The sequence below is a fragment of the Rhodococcus sp. DK176 genome (genome assembly GCF_038447315.2).
Taxonomy (GTDB): domain Bacteria; phylum Actinomycetota; class Actinomycetes; order Mycobacteriales; family Mycobacteriaceae; genus Rhodococcus_F; species Rhodococcus_F jostii_A.
In genome coordinates, this window is sequence record NZ_CP118321.2 from 7,214,944 (window position 1) to 7,235,854 (window position 20,911).

Here is a 20,911-nt window from a genome sequence, read left to right on the forward strand (position 1 = left end):
CGAGCGCAGGACGTCCCCGATCGCGTAGTTTTTAGCCCATGGAACTGACGCACGTGGCGGTGGGAAATGGAACCTGCACGGTCCGCATCGACGGACCGGAGAGCAAACACACCGTTCTCCTACTGCCGGGGGCCGGCGACGGACCGGATGTCTACGACGGCGTCTGCGAGCGCCTGCACAATTCCGATCTGCGCACGATCGTGCCCGAGGACATCACCGGTCTCGACGAGACGACGATCATGGCTCTCCTCGACGAACTGAAGGTCGGGTGGGTCAACCTCGTCGGCAGCCGGGAAGGAGCCGAACTGGCGTGGTCGCTGGCGGCTCGCCAGTTCGGACGCTTCGCCAGCCTCGTGGTGGCCGACCGGGGGCATCCGGCGGCACCCGACTCCGCCGGTGCGGTGCGCGGATCCGACTGCCCGCCGGTCGAACTCCCCACGACGGTGATGGTCGGCAGCCCCGACCGGCGTGCCGAGGCGGACGCGAGCGGCCGCTTCGTCTACTCCGACTTCCGCGTCGTACAACTCGACGACGTCACCAACGTCCCAGCCGCGGCGGCGGCGGAGCTGGCCACCGAGATCGTTCTCCGTACCAGCCCCTGGTAGATGCCGGCCCCACGCCGAGCGCGACCGTGCTCAGCGTGGGGCGTACATGATGACGGCCATGCCCAGGAGACAGATAAGGGCGCCCGAGACGTCCCAGCGGTCCGGGCGGAAACCGTCCGCCACCATGCCCCAGATCAGCGAGCCCGCGACGAACACCCCGCCGTACGCGGCGAGGATGCGGCCGAAGTGGGCGTCCGGCTGCAGCGTCGCGACGAACCCGTACGCACCGAGCGCCGCCACACCGGCGCCGATCCAGATCCAGCCCCGGTGCTCGCGGACGCCCTGCCACACCAGCCACGCACCGCCGATCTCGAACAGCGCCGCGACGGCGAACAGCGCGACGGACTTGGCGACCGTCACTCGGCCGGTAGGTCGAGGCCGAGGAGAGCGTTCTCGACGACCTCGGGCAGCGCCGGGTGGATCCAGTACTGCCCCCGCGCCATCTGCTGCGCCGTCAGCCCGAAGCTCATTGCCTGGATCAGCGGCTGGATCACCGTGGGCGCCTGCGCGCCGATCACGTGCGCACCGAGCAGACGACCGGTGCCGCGTTCGGCGATGACCTTGCACAACCCCTCGTCGTCCTCCATCGCCCACCCGTAGGCGACGTCGCCGTACGCCTGCACCTTCACCGTGATGTCCCAGCCTGCCTCCCGGGCCTCGGCCTCGGTCAGCCCGACGTGCGCGATCTGCGGGTCGGTGAACACGGCGGCGGGTACGAACCGATGGTCCGAGACGCGCAGACCCGACGTGTCCGTCCACGCGTCCTGCAGGAGATTGTGCTGAACCACTCGCGCCTCGTGGTTGGCGACGTGCTTGAGCTGGTACGGCGAGGAGACGTCACCGAGCGCGAAAACGCCTTCGGCACTGGTTCGTTGGTAGTCGTCGACCACGACGCGTCCTTCGTCGTCGAGGTCGATGCCGCCGGCGGCGGCCCCGATGGCGTCCCCGTTCGACTGCCGCCCGGTCGCGACCAGGAGAACGTCACCCGAGACGACGGTGCCGTCCTCGAGTTCGACCACGACGCCGTCACCGTCGCGGCGCACGGCAGCGACGGTGCTGCCGCGGTGCACGTCCCATTTCTTCTGGGCGAGATCCGTGAACCGGCGGGAGACGTCCTCGTCGAGATGCCGTAGCAGGTGGGAGCTGCGGGCGATCAGCGACACCCGGGTGCCGAGCGCGGAGAACACGTGCGCGAACTCGGCGGCGATGTATCCCGCACCGATGATCACCATGCGCTCGGGCAGCTCGGGCAACCGCATGATGTCGTCGTTCGTGTAGTACCGCACACCGGATTCCCGGACCACGTCGGGAATGATCGGCCGGGACCCGGCCGCGATCACCACCTGGTCGGCGGTGATGACCTCCCCGGTTCCGGTGTCGAGGGTCCGTGGGCCCACGAACGTCGCGTGCCCGCGGAACAGCGCGGTGTTCGGGCTGTCCTCGGCGCGGTAGCGTTCCCCGCCTGCCGAGATCGGGTCGATGCGGCCGAAGACCCGTTTGACGATGTCCGGCCAGCGCACCCCCTCGAGCTCTGCGTCGACGCCGTACTTCGCGGAATTGCCGACCGTGCGGGCCACCTCCGCGGCATAGACGAACATCTTCGTCGGGATGCAACCCACGTTCAGGCACGTCCCGCCGAACGTGCCCTCCTCCAGGATCGCGACCGTCTTGTCGGCGAACCGTTCGTCGGGCAGCGAGTTTCCGGAACCCGAACCGATGATCGCCAGATCGAAATGTGTCATCGGTTGGCCTCCGCAGCGTTGTGGCCGTGCAACCAGTCGAGCCAGAGGTCCACTTCGGCGAACGCCTCCGCCCGGGGCTGGTCGGCGGACAGGAACACGTCGTGCCGGGCGCCCGCGATGGGCACGATCGTGGTGCGGTCACCGAGGCACCCCGCCCAGCGGGCGATCTGCCGGACGTCGAGGACGGCGTCGGCCGTGTCCACCCTGGGGTCGTACCGCGGCGCGAAGTACGACGCCTTGGACCGGAGGATCAGGGCGGGAACCCCGATGTCGAGACCGCGGTGCAGCTGGGCGTGCCCGCGGCGCACCGCACGCAGCCACCCGAACGTCACCGGGAAACCGCTCAGCGGCTTCCAGTCGAGGTTGTAGTTCCAGATGCCGTTGCCCTCCACGTGCAGGCTGACGCCGTACGTGTCGAGCCCGGTCTTCGGGATGATCGACTTGCGTTTGACGCGCCCGACCGCGTCGACGGCCACCGTTCCCACGTTCCGCAGATACGACGGTCCCTGCAGGTCGAACCACGGGCTGTTGAGGATGACCCCGCTGATGCCGAGTGCGGCGGTGCCGCCCGGCCTGCGCTGCAGGCGGTGCAGCCACAGCGGCAGTACCAGACCGCCCGTCGAATGCGCGACCAGCAGGACCTCCCCGTCACCGGTCTGTTCCCGGACCTGGCGCAACGCCTCGTTCAGCTCGGCGTCGTACAGCGTCAGATCGGAGACGAAGTGCGGCGTCTGGCCGGGTTCGAGCGAGCGGCCGCACTTGCGCAGATCGAGCGCGAAGAAGGCGTAACCCTGTTCGGCGAAGTGCTCGGCCAGGTGCTTCTGGAAGAAGTAGTCGGTGAACCCGTGGACGTAGAGCACGGCGCGGCCGGTCTTCTTCGTCTCCTGCGCGGGCTGGTAGCGGATCAGCGTCGCCTTCACCTCCCCCTCGCCGTCCGGGTCGGTGCCGAGAGGAATGGTCAGCTGCTGATATCCGTCGCCGAGAACGTCGGGAGCCCATGTAGTCACAGATCACAATCTAATGTGCGATTCGGGGGCGCGGGGAGGCGCACAATTGGGGCAGGTGATTCTCGCTCATACGCGCGGGTAACCTATCCGGCGAACACGGCAGGCGTATGCGCGTACGGCTATGGACAAGGAAGTCGATACTCCAGTGTCAGATCAGAATGCGGTAGAGACGAAAACGGATGTAGTGCTGGTTGGCGCGGGCATCATGAGCGCGACGCTGGGAGCGATCCTGCGTCAGGTGCAGCCCGATTGGTCGATCACCACATTCGAGCGGCTCGACGCAGTAGCCGCCGAGAGCAGCGACCCGTGGAACAACGCGGGCACCGGCCACTCCGCGCTGTGTGAGCTCAATTACACCCCGCAGAACGCCGACGGCACCGTGGACATCACGAAGGCCGTCAACGTGAACGAGCAGTTCCAGGTGTCGCGGCAGTTCTGGGCGCACGGTGTCGAGAGCGGTGTGCTGACGCAGCCCAAGGAGTTCATCAACCCCATCCCGCACGTGAGCTTCGTGCACGGCGAGGCCAACGCGAAGTACCTGCGGGCCCGCTACGACGCCCTCGCCGGTCACCCCCTGTTCGCGGGCATGGAGTACATCGACGCACCCGACGAGTTCACCCGTCGCCTGCCGCTGATGGCGAAGGGCCGCGACTTCAGCGATCCCGTCGCCCTCAACTGGACCCAGGACGGCACCGACGTCGACTTCGGCGCCCTGACCAAGCAGCTCCTCGGTTACGTCGGCGCGTCCGGCGGCGTCGTCCACTTCGGGCACGAGGTCACCGACCTCACCAAGCAGTCCGACGGCAGCTGGGTGGTCAAGGTCACCAACCGCCGCAACGGTGTGAAGAAGGTCGTGCGCGCCAAGTTCGTGTTCGTCGGCGCCGGCGGCGGTGCGCTGCACCTGCTGCAGAAGTCCGGGATCGAGGAGGCCAAGGGCTTCGGCGGGTTCCCCGTCAGCGGCGCCTTCCTGCGCTGCACCAACCCGGAGCTCATCGACCAGCACCGCGCCAAGGTCTACGGCAAGGCCGCCGTCGGCGCACCGCCCATGTCGGTTCCGCACCTCGACACCCGCGTGATCGGCAACAAGCCCGGACTGCTGTTCGGGCCGTACGCCGGCTGGTCGCCCAAGTTCCTCAAGCAGGGCCGCATCACCGACCTGCCCAGCTCGGTCAAGCCGGACAACCTGCTCTCGATGCTCGGTGTCGGCGTCAGCGAACTCGGTCTCGTCAAGTACCTGATCAGTGAGCTCGCGATGTCCGAGGCCGGCCGGATCGAGACACTGCGGGAGTTCGTCCCGAAGGCGCTCGGCAAGGACTGGGAACTGATCACCGCGGGCCAGCGCGTCCAGGTCATCCGTCGAGCCAAGGGCAAGGGCGGCGTTCTCGAATTCGGCACCGCCGTCGTCAACGCCGCCGACGGCACCATCGCGGGCCTGCTCGGCGCGTCGCCGGGTGCGTCGACCGCGGTGCCCGCCATGCTCGACGTGCTGCAGCGCTGCTTCCCGGCCCAGTACGAGTCGTGGAAGCCGAAGCTCCAGGAAATGGTGCCGTCGCTGGGCGTCAAACTCTCCGACGACACCGCGCTGTTCTCGCAGGTGTGGGACTGGACATCGAAGGTGCTCCAGCTCGACACCAGCAAGGTGGAGGACGCGTCGGTCGCGGTCTGACGCACGGCCCGGGCCGGGTCCACGGGCGCGCGCACTTGCCGGTGCTGTGCGATAGTTGCCTGTCATGACGGCAACTGCAGCACTCAAGCGTTCGTGGGCACTCGATCTCGACAACAAGACGCTCTACGAGTTGCTCAAGCTTCGCGTAGAGGTCTTCGTCGTCGAGCAGGCGTGCCCGTACCCGGAACTCGACGGCCGCGATCTGCTGGCCGAGACCCGCCACTTCTGGCTGGAACAGGACGGCCAGGTGGTCTGCACTCTCCGCCTCCTCGAGGAGCACGCCGACGGCACCACGTCGTTCCGCATCGGTCGGCTGTGCACATCGCGGCCTGCGCGCGGTCAGGGGCACACGACGCGTCTGCTGCGCGCCGCGCTCGCCGAGGTCGGCGACGCGCCGTGCCGCATCAACGCGCAGACGTATCTGGTGGACATGTACGCCAAGCACGGTTTCAAGCCGGACGGCGAAGAGTTCGTCGAGGACGGCATCCCGCACGTCCCCATGCGGCGCGGCGGCGGCGCCGCCTTCGGCGCCGGCAGTGCCGCGCACGAGGTCGCGGAGACGGCCCCGTCGAGCGCCGGGCAGTAGGCCCCGACTAGGGTCGTCAGGTGAATGTCCGCGGGGAAGTCCTGTTCGAATCAGGCGCGGTCCCGCCACTGTGACGGATCTCTGACCGGCTGCCACCACCCTGGTTGCCGATCCGGTCTCCCAGCCAGATTGCCGCGGCGTTCGTACCGGCCAAAGCTCTCGGCGAGGAAACCGGGACGTGAAGGGATGCAGCGTGCGTACGGATCGTGAAGTGAACCAGGTTCGACCCGACTTTTCGTGGGGATTCCCGTTCAGCGCGGTGGTCGGTCAGGACCGGTTGCGCCTCGCCCTCATCCTCTGCGCAGTCCACCCCGGTATCGGCGGCGTCCTCGTCCGCGGTGAGAAGGGGACGGCCAAGTCGACGGTGGTCCGCGCTCTCACCGCACTGCTGCCCGCGGTGCACGACGAGAACGGGACGCGCCCGGCGCGACTGATCGAACTGCCGGTCGGAGCAACGGAGGACCGCGTCGTCGGTTCCCTCGACCTCGAGAAGGTCCTGCGCGACGGTGAGCGCGCGTTCCAACCCGGGCTGCTGTCGGCCGCCCATCAGGGTGTTCTCTACGTCGACGAGGTCAATCTTCTGCACGACCATCTGGTCGACGTGCTCCTCGACGCGGCGGCGATGGGCCGCGTCCACATCGAGCGTGACGGCATCTCGCACTCGCACGCCGCCCGGTTCGTGCTGGTCGGCACGATGAACCCGGAGGAAGGCGAGCTCCGGCCGCAGCTCCTCGACCGGTTCGGGCTGGCCGTCGACGTCGCCGCGTCGCGGGAGGTGGACGTGCGCATGGAGGTGGTCCGGCGGCGCCTGGACTTCGAGCGTGACCCGGCACGGTTCGCCGAGCGCTACGCCGAGCAGGACGCGGCCTTGGCGGCCGCCATCCTCGAGGCCCGCGACCGGCTCGACTCCGTCGAGCTCGACGACGTCGAGTTGCGCCGAATCTCTTCTCTCTGTGCGTCGTTCGACGTGGACGGCATGCGCGCCGATCTCGTCCTCGCCCGGACCGCGACCGCGCACGCCGCATGGCGGGGCGCCGGGGCCGTCACGGCGGAGGACGTGCGGGTCGCCGCCGAGCTGACCTTGCCGCACCGCCGCCGCCGGGATCCGTTCGACGAACCCGGCCTCGATGAACAGCAGCTCGACGACGCGCTCCGCCAGGCCGACGAGGACGCCAGGTCCGGTGCCGAGGAACCGCCGGAGCAGGCGCCGGGAACTCCGCCCGGCACCCCGCCCGGACCGGACGGCAGGGACACCGACCCCGAGGGGCCCGACGATCCCGACGGACCCGGAGGTGGGGCTCCGGCACCCCCGGAACGCCCGGCGGGGCCGACTGGCACCCAGTTCACCACCAAGCTCCTCGAGGTACCCGGAGTCGGCGAGGGCGCGCCGGGCCGGCGTTCCCGTTCGCGCTCGTCCCGCGGTCGCGCGGTGCGCTCCACCGCCGAACAGGGGCACGGACTCCATCTGGTGGGCACGCTGTTCGCCGCCGCTGAGCGGCAGGTCGCCCGCGGCCGGAGCACGGGCCGGATGATCCTGGACTCGGCCGATCTGCGCGGGGCGATTCGCGAGGGGCGCGAGGGCAACCTCGTGGTGTTCGTCGTGGACGCGTCCGGGTCGATGGCGGCCCGTGACCGATTGTCGGCCGTGACCGGTGCCGTCGTCTCACTGCTGCGCGACGCCTACCAGCGCCGCGACAAGGTGGCGGTGATCACAGTTCGTGGACGAGCCGCGGAACTGGTCCTGCCGCCCACGTCTTCGGTGGACATCGCCGTCCGCCGCCTGCGCGGAATGAAGACGGGCGGCAAATCCCCACTGGCAGAAGGATTCCTGCGCGCGCGTGAGGTCGTGCTGCGGGAACGTCTCCGCGATCCGCAGCGCCGCGCCCTCGTCGTCGCACTGACCGACGGGCGGGCGACGGGCGGCAAGGACGCACTGCACCGGGCCAAGGTGGCCGCGGGGCTGCTCGCCGACAGCTCGGTCGCGTCGGTGGTCGTCGACTGCGAGACCGGCATGGTCCGGCTCGGGCTGGCCGCGGAGCTGGCCCGCCGGCTGCGGGGCGGCTACGTGCGCCTCGGCGAATTGTCCGCGCAGCAGGTCGCGGGCGTCGTCCGCGCCGCGGCGTGATCCGGATGCGGCTTCGGTAGGGGAGAGAGTAGAGAGAAGAGACATGCCCAAGGGTGTTCCCGAGAACGTTCCGAACGACGGCCTCACCACACGTCAACGACGCAACGCTCCCGTGCTCGCGGTCCACACCGGACCGGGCAAGGGGAAGTCGACGGCGGCATTCGGCATGGCGCTGCGTGCCTGGAATCAGGGATTCGACGTCGGGGTGTTCCAGTTCGTCAAGAGTGCCAAATGGAAGGTGGGGGAGGAAGCAGCCTTCCGAGCCCTCGGTCAGCTGCACGAGGACACCGGTGTCGGTGGGTCGGTGCAGTGGCACAAGATGGGCGAGGGCTGGTCGTGGACGCGTAAGCACGGCAGCGAGGAAGACCACGCCGCCGCGGCCGCCGAGGGTTGGCGCGAGATCGCCCGCCGGCTGGGGGCCGAGGAACACCGGTTCTACGTTCTGGACGAGTTCACCTATCCCCTGAAGTGGGGGTGGGTGGACGTCGACGAGGTGATCGAGGTCCTGCAGAACCGGCCCGGCAACCAGCACGTGGTGATCACGGGCCGCGACGCCCCGCAGGCACTGATCGACGCCGCGGATCTGGTGACGGAGATGACCAAGATCAAGCACCCGATGGACGCCGGCCGGAAGGGCCAGCGGGGCATCGAGTGGTGACCACGCTCCCCGCGGCGCCGGCGGTGGTCATCGCCGCTCCCGCATCGGGCAGCGGAAAGACCACTGTCGCAACCGGTTTAGTGGGAGCGCTCCGTGCGTCGGGCTGCACGGTGGCACCGTTCAAGGTCGGCCCCGACTACATCGACCCCGGATACCACGGGCTCGCGGCCGGACGTCCGGGACGCAATCTCGACCCGGTCATGGTGGGCGCGCAGCGGATCGGCCCGCTGTACCGGCACGGCAGTTCGGGGTGTGACCTCGCGGTCGTCGAGGGCGTCATGGGCCTGTTCGACGGCAAGATCGACGCGGCGTCGCAGGAGCCGTCGGCCGAGGGATCGACGGCCCAGGTGGCGGCACTGCTCGGCGCCCCGGTCGTGCTCGTGGTCGACGCCCGCGGCCACAGTCAGAGCCTGGCTGCGGTCCTGCACGGCTTCTCCACCTATGACTCCGGGGTCCGCATCGGCGGGGTGATCCTCAACCGGGTGGGAAGCCCGCGGCACGAACAGGTGCTGCGGCAGGCATGCGAGCGCGTCGGGCTCCCCGTGCTCGGCGCCGTGCCGCGGATGGCCGAATTGGAGGTCCCGTCCCGCCACCTCGGGCTGATCCCGGCGGCGGAGCACGGGGCCGACGCGGTGGACGCCGTCGACGCGATGACCCGATTGGCCGCTCGCCACCTCGACCTGCCTGCCATCCGCGCGCTCGCGTCGTCGGCGGTCGACGGGCCGGTGTGGGACCCCGCCGCCGAGGCCTGGCCGATTCTCCCCGGCCCTCGCCCGGTCGTGGCGATCGCCGGGGGCCGGGCATTTACGTTCGGGTACGCCGAACACCGCGAACTCCTCGGCGCCGCCGGTGCGGACGTGATCACGTTCGACCCCCTGCACGACGGGTTGCCGCCCGGCACCAGCGGCGTGGTGCTGCCCGGTGGCTTCCCCGAGGAGCACGCCGTCGCGCTCGCGGAAAACTCCGTGCTCCTGACGCAGATCCGCGAACTCGCCACCGCGGGGGCGCCGATCCATGCGGAGTGCGCCGGTCTGCTCTACCTCGCCCGCAGTCTCGACGGGCACGCGATGGCCTCCGTGGTCGGGGTCGACGCTTCGTTCGGGTCCCGTCTCACGCTCGGGTACCGCGAGGCGGTGGCGGTCACGGACTCCGTCCTCTTCGCGGCAGGTGAGCGGGTGGTCGGCCACGAGTTCCATCGCACGTCGCTCGCCGCGGCCGAGGCGGACGGCTTCGCGCCGGCCTGGGGCTGGCGGCCCTGGGACGGCCACCCTGCGCGCGAGGGTTTCGTCCGCGGCGGCGTGCACGCCTCGTACCTGCACACACACCCTGCGGGTCATCCGGAGGCGATCACCCGTTTCGTGGCCGCGGCCCGCACCTTCGCCGCGCATGGGTGACGTCTGCGTCGGCGTCGGTTTCCGCGCGGCAACGAGCAGCACGGACATCCTCGCCGCCGTCCGGCACGCGCTGACGTCCGCGAACCCGGGTTCGGACGCGACCCTGGACTGCCTGTGCACCCTCGACCGGAAGGCCGCGGAGCCGGCTGTCCGGGATGCGGCAGCGGCGTTGGGTGTCGCCGTCCGCGGATTCGCCGCGGGGGAGCTCGCCGCCGTCGAGGTGGCGAACCCGTCGGACCGCGTGCACTCGGCGACGGGATCGCCGAGCGTCGCGGAAGCGGCGGCGGTGCTCGGAGCGGGCGGCGGGCCCTTGATCGTGACCAAGTGGTCCGCGAATGGCGTCGTCGTCGCGGCAGCCCGTAAAGTTTCGTAGGTTCGAGACGAGACGTGCAGGATTTTCTGGAGAAACGGGGAGAGCGCGTGACTGCTGCCACCGGAGACGAGACCAACTACCTGGTCGGACTCAATTTGGCCGATCGTCGTGTGGTCGTGGTCGGTGGCGGAACAGTGGCACAGCGCAGGCTCGGGCTCCTGATCGCATCGGGTGCGCGGGTGCACCTGATCAGCCGCGCGGTCACGCCGGCGGTCGAGGGAATGGCCACCGCGGGACAGATCACACTGGAACTTCGCGAATACCGGGACGGCGATCTGGCCGACGCCTGGTACGCCATCGCGTGCACGGACGAACCGGACACCAACGCGGCGATCGTCGCCGAGGCCGAGCGGAATCGTGTCTTCTGCGTCCGCGCCGACAACGCCCGCTACGGCACCGCCGTCACACCGGCGAGCGCAAGCTACGACGGGATGAGCATCGGCGTGCTGGCGGGCGGCGACCACCGCCGGTCCGCCGCAGTGCGCACCGCCCTCGTCGAGGGCCTGCAATCCGGTGCGGTCGCCGACACCGCCGACCACCCGGCGGCCGGTGTCGCACTGGTGGGCGGCGGCCCGGGCGACCCCGATCTCATCACCGTGCGCGGCCGGCGACTGCTCGCCCGCGCCGACGTGGTGGTCGCCGACCGCCTCGCCCCGCCGGAACTGCTCGCCGAACTCGGCTCCGACGTCGAGGTCATCGACGCCGCGAAGATTCCCTACGGCCGTGCGATGGCGCAGGAGGCGATCAACGCCGCCCTCATCGACGGTGCGAAGGCAGGCAAGTTCGTGGTGCGGCTCAAGGGCGGCGACCCGTACGTGTTCGGGCGCGGCTACGAAGAACTCGAGGCGTGCGCCGCGGCGGGTGTGCCCGTGACGGTCGTCCCCGGCATCACCAGTGCCATCTCGGTGCCGTCGGCCGCCGGCATCCCGGTCACTCATCGAGGCGTCACCCACGAGTTCGTCGTCGTCAGCGGTCACGTCGCCCCCGACCACCCGGATTCGCTCGTCGACTGGTCGGCGCTCGCCCGGTTGAAGGGCACGATCGTGTTGCTGATGGCCGTCGAGCGCATCGAGGCGTTCGCGACGGTCCTCATGGAGGGAGGGCGTCCGGTGGACACCCCGGTCACGGTCATCCAGGAGGGGACGCTGCGCACGCAGCGCACCGTGCGGACCGATCTCCAGACCGTTGCCGCCCGGGTGAAGGAAGAGCAGATCCGGCCGCCCGCCATCGTGGTCATCGGGCCGGTGGCCGGGTTTTCTGTGGACGCTGGGTAACGTGAACCCTCGTGTCTGAATCCCGAGTACCCGAAGGCGCGTCGGCGTCGAACAAGTCTGCGGCGAGAGCCACGGTGAATCCGCCCGCTGCCACCCGCGTGATGGGGCTTGCGATCATCGTGCTCAGCGGGCTGCAGATGATGGTGGTCCTCGACGGCACCGTCGCCAACCTGGCGCTCGCACCGCTGCAGGCCGATCTCGGTCTCAGCGACAGCGGCCGCAACTGGGTGCTGACGTCGTACGCACTGGCGTTCGGTGGCCTCATGCTCCTCGGCGGACGGCTCGGCGACGCGTTCGGCCGGAAGAAGATGTTCGTCGGCGGTGTCGCCCTGTTCACCGTCGCCTCGCTGCTGTGCGGTCTCGCGGTGGGCGAGTTCATGCTGATCGCCGCCCGGTTCCTGCAAGGTGTCGGCGCCGCGGTGGCGTCCCCGACGGCGCTGGCCCTGGTCGCGACCACGTTCGCGGCCGGACCTGCGCGTAACCAGGCCATCGCGATCTTCGCGGCCATGACGGGCATCGGGTCGATCGCGGGCCTGATCATCGGCGGCGCCCTCACCGAGGTGTCGTGGCGACTGATCTTCCTCATCAACGTGCCCATCGGCGTCGTCATCGTGGGGTGCGCGTTCGTGGCATTGAAGGAGACCGCGGGTGAGCGCCTGGCCCTCGACGTTCCCGGGGCGGTTCTCGCCACGGTCGCGGCGACGGGCGTGGTGTTCGCGCTCACCGAAGGTCCGGAACTGGGCTGGGGGAGCCCGTACGTGATCGGTGCGCTCGTCGCCGGTCTGTTGCTGTTCTGCGCGTTCCTGTACGTCGAACGGACCGCCGACAACCCGCTGCTGCCGTTCTCCCTCTTCCGCGACAAGAACCGGGTGGCGACGCTCGTCGCGATCTTCTTCGCCGGTGCCGTGATGTTCACGGTCGCCGCCTTCGTCGCGTTGTTCGTCCAGGACATCCTCGGCTACAGCCCCCTCGAGGCCGGCCTCGCGTTCATCCCGTTCGCGTTCGGCCTCGGCGGCGCGGCCGCGGTGGCGTCCAAGCTCGCCGTGCGGATCCAGCCCCGGTGGCTCGTGATCGCCGGCGCGGCGATCATGGTGGTCGGGCTGCTGTACGGCTCGACCCTCGACAGCTCCGCCACCTACCTCGGCAACCTGTTCGTGCCGGTCATCGGTATCGGATTCGGTGTCGGACTCGCCGTCGTCCCGCTCCCGTTGTGCGCCATCGCCGGTGTGTCGGAGACGGAGATCGGTCCGCTCGCCGCCATCGCCCAGGTGGCGCAGACCCTGGGTGGACCCCTCGCCCTGGCGGTCATCGGGGCGATGGCCACCTCGCGAACGCTGTCCCTCGGCGGCATCTCCGGCAAGGTCGCCGACATGAATCCGACGCAACTCGAGGCGCTCGGCAACGGGTACACGTTCGCCCTCGTCGGCAGTGCCGGGTGCGCCCTCATCGCGGGACTGGCCGCGCTGTTCATCCGCTTCACCCCGCAACAGGTCGCGCAGGCCCAAGCCGCCGAGAAGGCCGCGCAGCAGGCGTGAACGCGGTCCGGTCCGGTTTCGGCCCGGTTGTCGTAGTCCGTCTATAGCATCCGGTCATGGACTACAAAATCGAGCTGATCATTCTGCCGGTGTCCGACGTGGACCGGGCCAAGGCGTTCTACGCCGACCAGGTCGGCTTCGTCGTCGACCACGACCACCGCGTGAACGAGAACGTCCGGTTCGTCCAGCTCACGCCGCCCGGGTCGGCGTGCTCGATCGCTGTCGGCGAGGGCCTGGTCGACACGCCGCCCGGCTCGGTGCACGGGCTGCAGATCGTCATCGACGACGCCGACGCCGCCCACGCCGAGCTGTCCGCCCGTGGCGTTCCCGTCAGCGACGTACAGGACCTGGCGTGGGGGCGCTTCGTGTACTTCGCCGATCCCGACGGCAACGAGTGGGCGCTGCAGCAGCTTCCGCCGCGGACCTGACGTCGCGGCCGGTAGCGGAAATCGGCCTGCCCTCGCGCGATGAGCGGAGCATGATGGTCCTGTGGTCACGCCCTCCCGCACGTCCGTCACGGGGGCAGCCGCGGTGGGCCTGCTCCTCGCTGCCTGCGTAGCAGGGGGATCGGCCGCCGCCGCGCCTGCCGCCGCAGCCCCGGATCCTCGCGTCGGTCCGCTGTTCCTGGCCGGCACGCCCATCCACGTCTGCACCGGATCGGTTCTGGACAGCGCGGACGGCGACCTCGTCCTCACCGCCGCGCACTGCATCGCGGGGTCCGGCGGCGCGCTGTCGTTCGCGCCCGGATTCGACCGCGGCGTGGCCCCGTTCGGACTGTGGACGGTGTCCCAGATCTATGTCGACCCCGCATGGCTGGAGTCGCAGGACCCGCAGTACGACTTCGCCGTGCTCCGGGTGGCCCCGAGCGGAACCACCGTGCCGGCATCCGTCGAATCGGTGGTCGGTGGGGGATTCGAGTTGGCGTCCGCGCCGGAACCCGCGACCACCGTGGCCGTGACCGGCTATCCGACCCTCGGGGACGGTCCGGTGTCGTGCACCGCCGCGACCACGTCGACGGACAGCTATCCCACGGTGGTCTGCGACGGTCTCGGTGAGGGAACGAGCGGCGGCCCGTGGATCACGGGTTCGCGGGTCGTCGCCCTCGTCGGCGGCCTCGACCACGGCGGGTGCACCGACTCGGTGTCCTACTCGCCGACGTTCGGTTCCGGAACGCTCGCCCTGCTGGATCGCGCGGAGCGCCGCGATGCAGGCGACTCGACACCGTTCGCCCTCGCCGGCGCCTGCACCCGATCCTGACGAACCGGGTCAGCGCGGGGCAGGCCGATATCGGCGGACTGGCCTGCCGGCGCCCCCGTATTCGAGCCGGACCTCCAGCAGTCCCTCGGACAGGTAGTGCTCGAGATAACGGCGCACACTGACCCGGGACAGTCCGGCGAGTTCGGCGCATTCGGTCGACGACAGCTCGCCCTTCGACCGCAGGATGTCGAGCACCAGACGCCCGGTTTCGGCGCTGAGCCCCTTCGGGAGCCGGCTCGGCTCCGGATTCTTGCCCTTGCCGCCGAACAGGGAGTCGATCAGGGATTGGTCTGCACCGGACTGTGATTCGAGGGCACGGGCACGGCGGCGGAAGTTCTCGAGTTTCTCCTGCAGCTGCGTGTAGTCGAACGGCTTGACCAGATAATCGGAGGCGCCGCCGTGCAGTGCGCGGCTGACGGTGTCGATCTCCCTGGCGGCGGTGATCATGATGACCCCGACGGCGTTGCCCTCCGCACGCAGTCGCTGCAGGACGTCGAGGCCGGACATGTCCGGCAGGTACACGTCGAGGAGCACGAGGTCGGGGTGTGCGGTGCGCACCGATTCGAGGGCGTCGGCGGCGGTCCGCGCCACCCCGACGGTGGTGAACCCCGGTGTCTTGTCGACGAATCGGCGGTGGATCTCCGCGACCATGAAGTCGTCGTCGACGACCAGGACCTCATACATCGCCACGCCGTCCCGTCATGATCGGAGAGTCTAGCTACGCGGCACGTGGACGGTGAACAACGCACCGCCGGTGCCGGGTGCGTCCGAGACGGCCGCGGACCCGCCGTGCTGGGAGCTGACGAGACGGACCAGGGCGAGCCCGATCCCGCGGCCGCCGGGGGTGCCCGGCTTCGAGGTGACCCCGCGCGAGAAGATCTCCTCCCGCATCGACTCGGGAACTCCGGGCCCGGAATCGGCGACCTCGATGAGGATGCCGTCGTCGTCGGTGATCCGGATCGAGATCCGCGCGTCCCGGCCGCCCTCGGACACGTCGACGGCATTGTCGATGAGGTTGCCGAGGACGGTGATCACGTCGGTGGCGAGTTCGGGGTCGAGGGCGTGCAGGTGCGAGTCGGGTTCCAATGTCAGTGACACCCCGGTCTCGGCGGCGAGCGACGTCTTCGCGATCAGCAGCGCGGCGACAGCCGGATCTGAGATACGTTGCGTGACAGCATCACTGATCTCCGCTCGGCGGCGGGTGAGGGTGCCGACGAAGTCGGTGACGGCGTCGTAGTCGCCGAGCTGCGTCAGACCCGAGATCGTGTGCAGCTGGTTGGCGAACTCGTGCGTCTGCGCCCGCAGGGTGTCGGTGACACTCTTGTGCGAGGACAGCTGGCTCTGCATTGATGCCAGTTCGGTGCTGTCGCGCATCGTGGTGACGGTGCCGATCTTGTGTCCCTGGCTGGTGGCCGCGCGCCGGCTCAGCGCGAGCATGCGCGACGACGTCGACAGCACCACGTCGCGGCCGTCCTCCCCGTTGAGGAGGTACTGCCGGACGGCGGGGTCGAGCGCGACGTCGTCGACGTGTCGGCCGACGGCGTCGTCGGTGAGGTCGAGCAGTTCCTGTGCGCTGTCGTTGAGCACGGTGATCACCCCGTCGGGGTTCACCGCGACCACACCCTCGCGGATGCTGTGCAAGAGGGCCTCGCGATGGTCGGCAAGGCTTGCGATCTCGGCGATTTCGAGTCCACGGGTGTGGGTCTTGATCCGGCGGGACAGCAGCCACGAGCCGAGAAGCCCGAGACCGGCGCCGATTCCGAGATACAGGAGCAGGCGCGCCCCCGCGCTGCTGAGCAGGTCCCAGATGGACGGGTAGTCGTCGCTGACGGTCACGACCGCGAGGACGTCCCCGGTGGCGGACAGGATCGGGACGTGTCCGACGATGGCGCGGCGTCCGTCGACGTCCACGTCGCCCGACCAGGCCCGCCCGGTCATCACATCGCTGGCGCCGAGTTCGGCGGGCACCCCGAGCCGCGTCGGATCGGACGACACGGTCACCGCCCCGTTCGGTGCGACGATCTCGGCGAGCGTGGCGCCCGACAGGTTGACGGCGCGATCGACCTCCGGCGCCAGCACGCGCTCGACCGAGCGGTCCGACAGCTGATCGCGCACCACCGGCGTCGACGCCACGTTCTCGGCCACCGCGATCATGCGCTGCCCCTGGAGGTCGCGGAACTCCACGGTCGACTGGTGGACCGACACGGCGGCCACCGCGAGCAGTACGACGCCGACGACGACGAGCTGGAGGAGCAGGACCTGGCCCGCGAGGCTACGCACGCGGGGATGAAGTGGTGACCACAATGAACTTAAGTTCCATTTCGTTCGCATAGGTGACGTGCATCACCCCTGGGGTTCAGTATTGCGGAAGATCACATTCATGGCGAAATGAGGAACGATGTCGAGAACAGGTAGCGGGAGCAGGGTACGCGCGCTGCTCCTGCTCGCGCTCGTAGGCCTCCTCGTGGCCGGCTGCGGGGTCACCCGCGGCGAGGACGAGGGTTTGCACAGAGTGCGGATGATGGTTCCGAACAGTCCGGGCGGCGGCTACGACCTCACGGCGCGGACCGCGGTGAAGATCATGGAAGACGAGGGCATCACCGGCCGCGTCGAGGTCTTCAACGTGATCGGCGCAGGTGGAACGGTCGCGATGGCCAGGCTGATGAACGAGGCCGGCAACGACGACCTCATGATGATGATGGGTCTGGGTGTGGTCGGCGCCGGCTACACCAACGGATCCACCGCACGGGTCTCCGAGGCTACCGCGCTGGCCAAGGTGGTCGAGGAGCAGGAGGGCATCCTCGTGCCCGCGGATTCACCGTTGCAGACCATCGATGACTTCGTGGCCGCATGGCGCGCCGACCCGGCGTCGATCACCATCGGCGGCGGTTCCTCGCCCGGCGGCCCGGACCACCTGTTCCCGATGGAGACGGCGCGGGCGGTCGGAGTGGACCCGAACGCGGTGAACTACGTGTCCTACGACGGCGGCGGCGACCTGTTGACGGCCCTTCTCGGCCAGAAGATCACCGCAGGCACGTCGGGACTCGGCGAGTACGTCGACCAGATCGAGGCCGGCCAGGTCCGGGTCCTCGCGGTGTCGGGGAACGAGCGGGTCGAGGGTATCGACGCGCCGACGCTCACGGAGGCCGGCGTGAACCTGACCTTCACCAACTGGCGGGGAATCCTGGCGCCGCCCGGACTGTCCGACGGCGCCAAGGCCGACATGGTCGAGGCGCTCCAAAAGTTGCACGACACACCGGAATGGAAGGAGGCCCTGGTGAAGAACGGTTGGAGTGACGCCTTCACGACGGGACCGGAGTTCGAGCAGTTCCTCCGGGACCAGGACGAGCGGGTCTCGTCCACCCTGGCCGAATTGGGGCTGACATGACCGCGCCCGCAGAACCGTCCGCAGTCTCCGCGGACACGGCCCCGGCGCCGAAGCGGCGGGACTACGCACAGTTCATCGTCTGCGCGGTGATGGCCGTGGTCGGGGTCTTCCTCATCGTCGACGCACTGTCGCTCAGCGACGGTTTCGCGAAGGTCGACCCGGTGGGTCCGCGACTGTTCCCGCTCGTCATCGGCGGGGGACTCCTGGTCTTCGCCGTGATGCTCGCCGTCGCGATCCTGAGGGGCTCCACCGGGGAAGCCGACAGCGGCGAGGACGTCGATCCGGACTCGCCGGGTGACTGGAAGACGGTGGGCCTGCTCGTCGGGTTGTTCGTGGTGACCATCGCACTCGTCGACTTCCTGGGCTGGGCGATCATCGGCACCGTCCTGTTCGCCGGGGCCGCAACCATTCTGGGCAGCCGGCACTGGGTGCGCAACATCGCGATCGGGGCCGTGCTCGGATTCGGCAGCTTCTACGCGTTCTACGTCGGGCTCGGAATACCGCTGCCCGCAGGCATTCTGGACGGAATTCTCTGACATGGACAATCTGAACTGGCTGCTGCAGGGTTTCGAGCAAGCAGCCACCCCCATGAATCTGCTGTACGCGTGCATCGGCGTCCTCCTCGGCACGGCGGTCGGCGTCCTCCCGGGCATCGGACCGGCCATGACCGTGGCCCTCCTGCTGCCCGTCACCTACAACGTCAGCCCGAGCGCCGCGTTCATCATGTTCGCCGGCATCTACTACGGCGGCATGTACGGCGGGTCGACGACGTCGATCCTGCTGAACACACCGGGGGAGTCGTCGTCGGTGATCACGGCGATCGAGGGCAACAAGATGGCGAAGGCCGGCAGGGCCGCGCAGGCCCTGGCGACCGCCGCGATCGGGTCGTTCGTCGCCGGGTCGATCGGCACGATGCTCCTGGTGCTGTTCGCTCCCATGGTGTCGAGTTTCGCGGTCACCCTCGGAGCCCCGTCCTACCTCGCGATCATGCTGCTCGCCCTTGTCGCCGTCACGGCCGTCCTCGGAACCTCGAAGCTCCGCGGATGCATCTCCCTTCTGCTCGGTCTCGCGATCGGATTGGTCGGCATCGACTTCCTCACCGGCCAGCCGCGTGCCACGTTCGGCATCCCGCAACTGTCCGACGGGATCGACATCGTCGTCGTCGCGGTCGCCGTGTTCGCACTCGGTGAGGCCCTCTGGGTGGCCGCTCACCTCCGCCGCAAGCCGGCCGAGGTCATTCCCGTGGGCAGGCCGTGGATGGGGAAGAAGGACTGGAAGCGTTCGTGGAAACCGTGGCTGCGGGGTACCGCGTACGGATTCCCGTTCGGCGCACTACCCGCGGGCGGTGCCGAACTACCCACCTTCCTCTCGTACATCACCGAAAAGAAACTGTCCAAGCACAAGGACGAATTCGGCAAGGGCGCCATCGAAGGTGTCGCCGGGCCGGAGGCCGCCAACAATGCCTCGGCGGCAGGCACACTCGTGCCGATGCTGTCGCTGGGTCTGCCGACCAACGCCACGGCCGCGGTCATGCTGACGGCCTTCGTGTCGTACGGAATCCAGCCGGGCCCGACACTGTTCGAGAAGGAACCGCTGCTGATCTGGACTCTGATCGCGAGCCTGTTCATCGGCAACTTCCTGCTCTTGGTACTCAACCTTCCGCTCGCACCGCTGTGGGCGAAGCTGCTCCGCACACCGCGGCCCTACCTCTACGCAGGCATCCTGTTCTTCGCTGCGCTGGGTGCGTTCGCCGTCAACCTCCAGTGGCTCGATCTCGCGCTGCTGCTGACGTTCGGCCTGATGGGTCTGATGATGCGGAGGTTCGGGCTGCCTGTGCTGCCGTTGATCATCGGCGTCATCCTCGGCCCGCGCATCGAACGGCAACTGCGGCAGAGCCTGCAGCTCGGTGGCGGTGACTGGGGCAGCCTGTTCACCGAGCCCGTCGCGATCATCGTCTATGTCGTGATCGCAGTGCTCCTCATCGCACCCCTCGTCGCCAAGGTCGTCCGCGCGCACTACCCGGTCGCGGCGCCCGATTTCCCCGACGGACCGGCCGGTGGCGACTCCACCGACACCAGAGAGAAGGCACACGCATGATCGTCGTCGGATACACCCCCGACCAGTTCGGAGGGGCCGCCCTCGAGCACGGCGTCGCGGAGGCGCAGCTGCGCGGGACGTCGCTGCTCGTGATCAACACGTCGAAGGGCGACTCCCTCGCCGACCAGTCGTTCGCCGACAACGCGCACCTCCAGGAACTCGAAGGCAAGCTGGCCGCGAGCGGGGTCGACCACGAGATCCGGCAGATCGTGGGGGACGAGACCGTCGACGTGATTCTCGAGGCCATGACGGCGCCCAGCGCGGAACTGCTCGTGATCGGCATCCGCGACCGCACCCCGGTCGGGAAGCTCCTGATGGGCAGCACCGCCCAGCGCCTGCTGCTGTCCTGCCGCAAACCGGTCCTGGCCGTCAAGCCCGAATAGAGCTGCTGTGAGTACTTATCAACCGCCGGCGGTTGATAAGTACTCACAGGTCAGTCGGTGAGGATGATCAGCTCGCGGTCCGACGCCACCTCGACGCGCAGGCCGGCCTTCGACGCCACCCGCGCCACCCCGCGCACGTCCTGGGGTTCGGCGCGGGAGACTGTGAGCGCGCGTGCCAGCAGACCCTTGTGGTGCTTGTTGAAATGACTGACGACGGTGCGGGTGCCGTCCGGCTTCTCGGTGAGGACGGTGGCGATCACGGCCTCGGGGATCGGTCCGAGTTGCTGGTATGTCCCCGACCGCAGGTCGACGACTAGGCCGTCCGCTTCCGCGGCGATCGCCCGGCTCAGTTCCGGCTTCCACAACGCGCGGAGAGTGCCCAGTCCGGGAAGCTTCGACCCGCCCGACAGTCGGTAGGCGGGGATCAGGTCGCCCGCGCGCACCGCACCGAACAGCGCGGATCCCATCGCCAGCCGCGCCAGCGCCTTGGACTTCTGGGCCTTGGTGAACGACTTCGCGTCGAGCGCGTCGAACAGCACACCGGTGTAGCGCTCGAGTGCGGGCCGGGTGGGGGAGACCCACAGTTTGGCGTTCCGCTCGATCTCGTCGGCCTGGGTGGGGCCGAGGCCGAGCGCGAGCTGCGACGCCTCCCCGTCCGCTGCCAGCGCGACCAGCGCCTGGACCAGCACTTCGCGGGTTTCGGTGAGCTGCTGCATCGACAGCTCGGCCAGGTCGAGGGGCGCGTCGGCGCCGCCGTCGGATTTGGTTTCGGAGGGAGGAAGTAGCACCAGCACGCACGAAACCCTACCGACGCGCCCGGC

Annotated in this window: 21 protein-coding genes; 15 read left to right on the top strand and 6 right to left on the bottom strand. The window is 69.2% G+C overall.

The genetic code is table 11. The features are described 5' to 3' along the window. Positions 1 to 38 precede the first annotated feature (38 nt). Complete coding sequence (locus tag PSR88_RS33570) at positions 39 to 605, top strand: alpha/beta fold hydrolase (protein ID WP_011598449.1); 567 nt, start codon at positions 39 to 41, stop codon at positions 603 to 605. Positions 606 to 635: 30 nt separating this feature from the next. Here the strand turns inward: PSR88_RS33570 and PSR88_RS33575 are convergent, their stop codons facing one another. From PSR88_RS33575 to PSR88_RS33585, 3 genes are read right to left on the bottom strand one after another with little or no spacing between them, the layout of a single operon-like run. Then, on the bottom strand, positions 636 to 965 hold the full coding sequence (locus PSR88_RS33575; RefSeq protein WP_009479771.1) for a YnfA family protein: 330 nt from the start codon (positions 963 to 965) through the stop codon (positions 636 to 638). Next, a complete protein-coding gene (mtr, locus tag PSR88_RS33580; RefSeq protein WP_016880173.1) occupies positions 962 to 2,347 on the bottom strand; it encodes a mycothione reductase in 1,386 nt (461 codons plus the stop codon). The genes PSR88_RS33575 and mtr overlap by 4 nt, the downstream gene beginning before the upstream one ends. Next, complete coding sequence (locus PSR88_RS33585; protein WP_011598451.1) at positions 2,344 to 3,354, bottom strand: alpha/beta hydrolase; 1,011 nt, start codon at positions 3,352 to 3,354, stop codon at positions 2,344 to 2,346. Before PSR88_RS33585 ends, mtr begins: the two co-directional genes overlap by 4 nt. A 121-nt stretch (positions 3,355 to 3,475) precedes the next feature. On the opposite strand from PSR88_RS33585, the gene mqo reads away from it, so the two are divergent. The 10 genes from mqo to PSR88_RS33635 all read left to right on the top strand — a co-directional run bounded on the left by mqo (position 3,476) and on the right by PSR88_RS33635 (position 14,222). Then, positions 3,476 to 5,020: a malate dehydrogenase (quinone) gene (gene mqo / locus PSR88_RS33590; protein ID WP_009479774.1), complete on the top strand. Its 1,545-nt coding sequence runs from the start codon at positions 3,476 to 3,478 to the stop codon at positions 5,018 to 5,020. A 64-nt stretch (positions 5,021 to 5,084) separates the two neighbouring features. Then, positions 5,085 to 5,606 carry a GNAT family N-acetyltransferase gene (locus PSR88_RS33595; protein ID WP_009479775.1) on the top strand — a complete coding sequence of 174 codons (522 nt, stop codon included), beginning with the start codon at positions 5,085 to 5,087 and terminating at the stop codon, positions 5,604 to 5,606. Between the two features lie 211 nt (positions 5,607 to 5,817). Beyond that, a complete protein-coding gene (locus tag PSR88_RS33600; RefSeq protein WP_029537585.1) occupies positions 5,818 to 7,731 on the top strand; it encodes a magnesium chelatase subunit D family protein in 1,914 nt (637 codons plus the stop codon). A gap of 43 nt (positions 7,732 to 7,774) precedes the next feature. Beyond that, complete coding sequence (gene cobO / locus PSR88_RS33605; protein ID WP_011598455.1) at positions 7,775 to 8,389, top strand: cob(I)yrinic acid a,c-diamide adenosyltransferase; 615 nt, start codon at positions 7,775 to 7,777, stop codon at positions 8,387 to 8,389. Further along, positions 8,383 to 9,783, top strand: a complete 1,401-nt coding sequence (locus PSR88_RS33610) for a cobyrinate a,c-diamide synthase (RefSeq protein ID WP_020476714.1) — start codon at positions 8,383 to 8,385, stop codon at positions 9,781 to 9,783. The genes cobO and PSR88_RS33610 overlap by 7 nt, the downstream gene beginning before the upstream one ends. Beyond that, on the top strand, positions 9,776 to 10,156 hold the full coding sequence (locus tag PSR88_RS33615; protein ID WP_009479780.1) for a cobalamin biosynthesis protein: 381 nt from the start codon (positions 9,776 to 9,778) through the stop codon (positions 10,154 to 10,156). Before PSR88_RS33610 ends, PSR88_RS33615 begins: the two co-directional genes overlap by 8 nt. Positions 10,157 to 10,203: 47 nt before the next feature. Continuing rightward, the gene (gene cobA / locus PSR88_RS33620; RefSeq protein WP_009479781.1) at positions 10,204 to 11,430 is read left to right on the top strand and encodes a uroporphyrinogen-III C-methyltransferase; all 1,227 of its coding nucleotides are present in this window, start codon (positions 10,204 to 10,206) and stop codon (positions 11,428 to 11,430) included. Positions 11,431 to 11,531: 101 nt separating this feature from the next. Then, positions 11,532 to 12,965 (top strand): MFS transporter, encoded by a 1,434-nt coding sequence (locus PSR88_RS33625; protein ID WP_050787539.1) that lies wholly within the window; start codon positions 11,532 to 11,534, stop codon positions 12,963 to 12,965. Between the two features lie 56 nt (positions 12,966 to 13,021). Then, the gene (locus tag PSR88_RS33630) at positions 13,022 to 13,393 is read left to right on the top strand and encodes a glyoxalase superfamily protein (protein ID WP_009479783.1); all 372 of its coding nucleotides are present in this window, start codon (positions 13,022 to 13,024) and stop codon (positions 13,391 to 13,393) included. Positions 13,394 to 13,454: 61 nt separating this feature from the next. Continuing rightward, entirely contained in the window at positions 13,455 to 14,222 is a 768-nt protein-coding gene (locus PSR88_RS33635) for a trypsin-like serine peptidase (protein WP_016880177.1), read from the top strand. A gap of 9 nt (positions 14,223 to 14,231) precedes the next feature. Here PSR88_RS33635 and PSR88_RS33640 read toward each other — a convergent pair whose 3' ends face one another. Together PSR88_RS33640 and PSR88_RS33645 are read right to left on the bottom strand one after the other, a co-directional pair. Further along, complete coding sequence (locus PSR88_RS33640; RefSeq protein WP_011598459.1) at positions 14,232 to 14,906, bottom strand: response regulator; 675 nt, start codon at positions 14,904 to 14,906, stop codon at positions 14,232 to 14,234. A gap of 30 nt (positions 14,907 to 14,936) precedes the next feature. Further along, positions 14,937 to 16,553 (bottom strand): ATP-binding protein, encoded by a 1,617-nt coding sequence (locus PSR88_RS33645; RefSeq protein WP_016880179.1) that lies wholly within the window; start codon positions 16,551 to 16,553, stop codon positions 14,937 to 14,939. Positions 16,554 to 16,620: 67 nt separating this feature from the next. Here PSR88_RS33645 and PSR88_RS33650 point away from each other — a divergent pair, with 67 nt between their 5' ends. Genes PSR88_RS33650 through PSR88_RS33665 form a run of 4 tightly spaced genes read left to right on the top strand, consistent with a single transcriptional unit; the run spans position 16,621 to position 20,090 of the window. Further along, positions 16,621 to 17,610 carry a Bug family tripartite tricarboxylate transporter substrate binding protein gene (locus PSR88_RS33650; protein WP_016880180.1) on the top strand — a complete coding sequence of 330 codons (990 nt, stop codon included), beginning with the start codon at positions 16,621 to 16,623 and terminating at the stop codon, positions 17,608 to 17,610. After that, on the top strand, positions 17,607 to 18,146 hold the full coding sequence (locus PSR88_RS33655) for a tripartite tricarboxylate transporter TctB family protein (RefSeq protein ID WP_016880181.1): 540 nt from the start codon (positions 17,607 to 17,609) through the stop codon (positions 18,144 to 18,146). The genes PSR88_RS33650 and PSR88_RS33655 overlap by 4 nt, the downstream gene beginning before the upstream one ends. A gap of 1 nt (position 18,147) precedes the next feature. After that, positions 18,148 to 19,707: a tripartite tricarboxylate transporter permease gene (locus PSR88_RS33660; RefSeq protein WP_016880182.1), complete on the top strand. Its 1,560-nt coding sequence runs from the start codon at positions 18,148 to 18,150 to the stop codon at positions 19,705 to 19,707. Beyond that, complete coding sequence (locus PSR88_RS33665; protein ID WP_009479790.1) at positions 19,704 to 20,090, top strand: universal stress protein; 387 nt, start codon at positions 19,704 to 19,706, stop codon at positions 20,088 to 20,090. The genes PSR88_RS33660 and PSR88_RS33665 overlap by 4 nt, the downstream gene beginning before the upstream one ends. A 50-nt stretch (positions 20,091 to 20,140) precedes the next feature. Here PSR88_RS33665 and yaaA read toward each other — a convergent pair whose 3' ends face one another. Beyond that, positions 20,141 to 20,884 carry a peroxide stress protein YaaA gene (yaaA, locus tag PSR88_RS33670; protein WP_016880183.1) on the bottom strand — a complete coding sequence of 248 codons (744 nt, stop codon included), beginning with the start codon at positions 20,882 to 20,884 and terminating at the stop codon, positions 20,141 to 20,143. Positions 20,885 to 20,911: the final 27 nt, after the last annotated feature.

Bases quoted from the DNA above. Each gene is read 5' to 3' on its own strand.
- PSR88_RS33570 (WP_011598449.1), top strand. From the start codon at position 39: ATGGAACTGACGCACGTGGCGGTGGGAAATGGAACCTGCACGGTCCGC.
- mtr (WP_016880173.1), bottom strand. From the start codon at position 2,347: ATGACACATTTCGATCTGGCGATCATCGGTTCGGGTTCCGGAAACTCG.
- mqo (WP_009479774.1), top strand. From the start codon at position 3,476: ATGGACAAGGAAGTCGATACTCCAGTGTCAGATCAGAATGCGGTAGAG.
- PSR88_RS33595 (WP_009479775.1), top strand. From the start codon at position 5,085: ATGACGGCAACTGCAGCACTCAAGCGTTCGTGGGCACTCGATCTCGAC.
- cobO (WP_011598455.1), top strand. From the start codon at position 7,775: ATGCCCAAGGGTGTTCCCGAGAACGTTCCGAACGACGGCCTCACCACA.
- PSR88_RS33615 (WP_009479780.1), top strand. From the start codon at position 9,776: ATGGGTGACGTCTGCGTCGGCGTCGGTTTCCGCGCGGCAACGAGCAGC.
- PSR88_RS33625 (WP_050787539.1), top strand. From the start codon at position 11,532: ATGGGGCTTGCGATCATCGTGCTCAGCGGGCTGCAGATGATGGTGGTC.
- PSR88_RS33630 (WP_009479783.1), top strand. From the start codon at position 13,022: ATGGACTACAAAATCGAGCTGATCATTCTGCCGGTGTCCGACGTGGAC.
- PSR88_RS33640 (WP_011598459.1), bottom strand. From the start codon at position 14,906: ATGTATGAGGTCCTGGTCGTCGACGACGACTTCATGGTCGCGGAGATC.
- PSR88_RS33645 (WP_016880179.1), bottom strand. From the start codon at position 16,553: ATGCGAACGAAATGGAACTTAAGTTCATTGTGGTCACCACTTCATCCC.
- PSR88_RS33650 (WP_016880180.1), top strand. From the start codon at position 16,621: ATGTCGAGAACAGGTAGCGGGAGCAGGGTACGCGCGCTGCTCCTGCTC.
- PSR88_RS33655 (WP_016880181.1), top strand. From the start codon at position 17,607: ATGACCGCGCCCGCAGAACCGTCCGCAGTCTCCGCGGACACGGCCCCG.
- PSR88_RS33660 (WP_016880182.1), top strand. From the start codon at position 18,148: ATGGACAATCTGAACTGGCTGCTGCAGGGTTTCGAGCAAGCAGCCACC.
- PSR88_RS33665 (WP_009479790.1), top strand. From the start codon at position 19,704: ATGATCGTCGTCGGATACACCCCCGACCAGTTCGGAGGGGCCGCCCTC.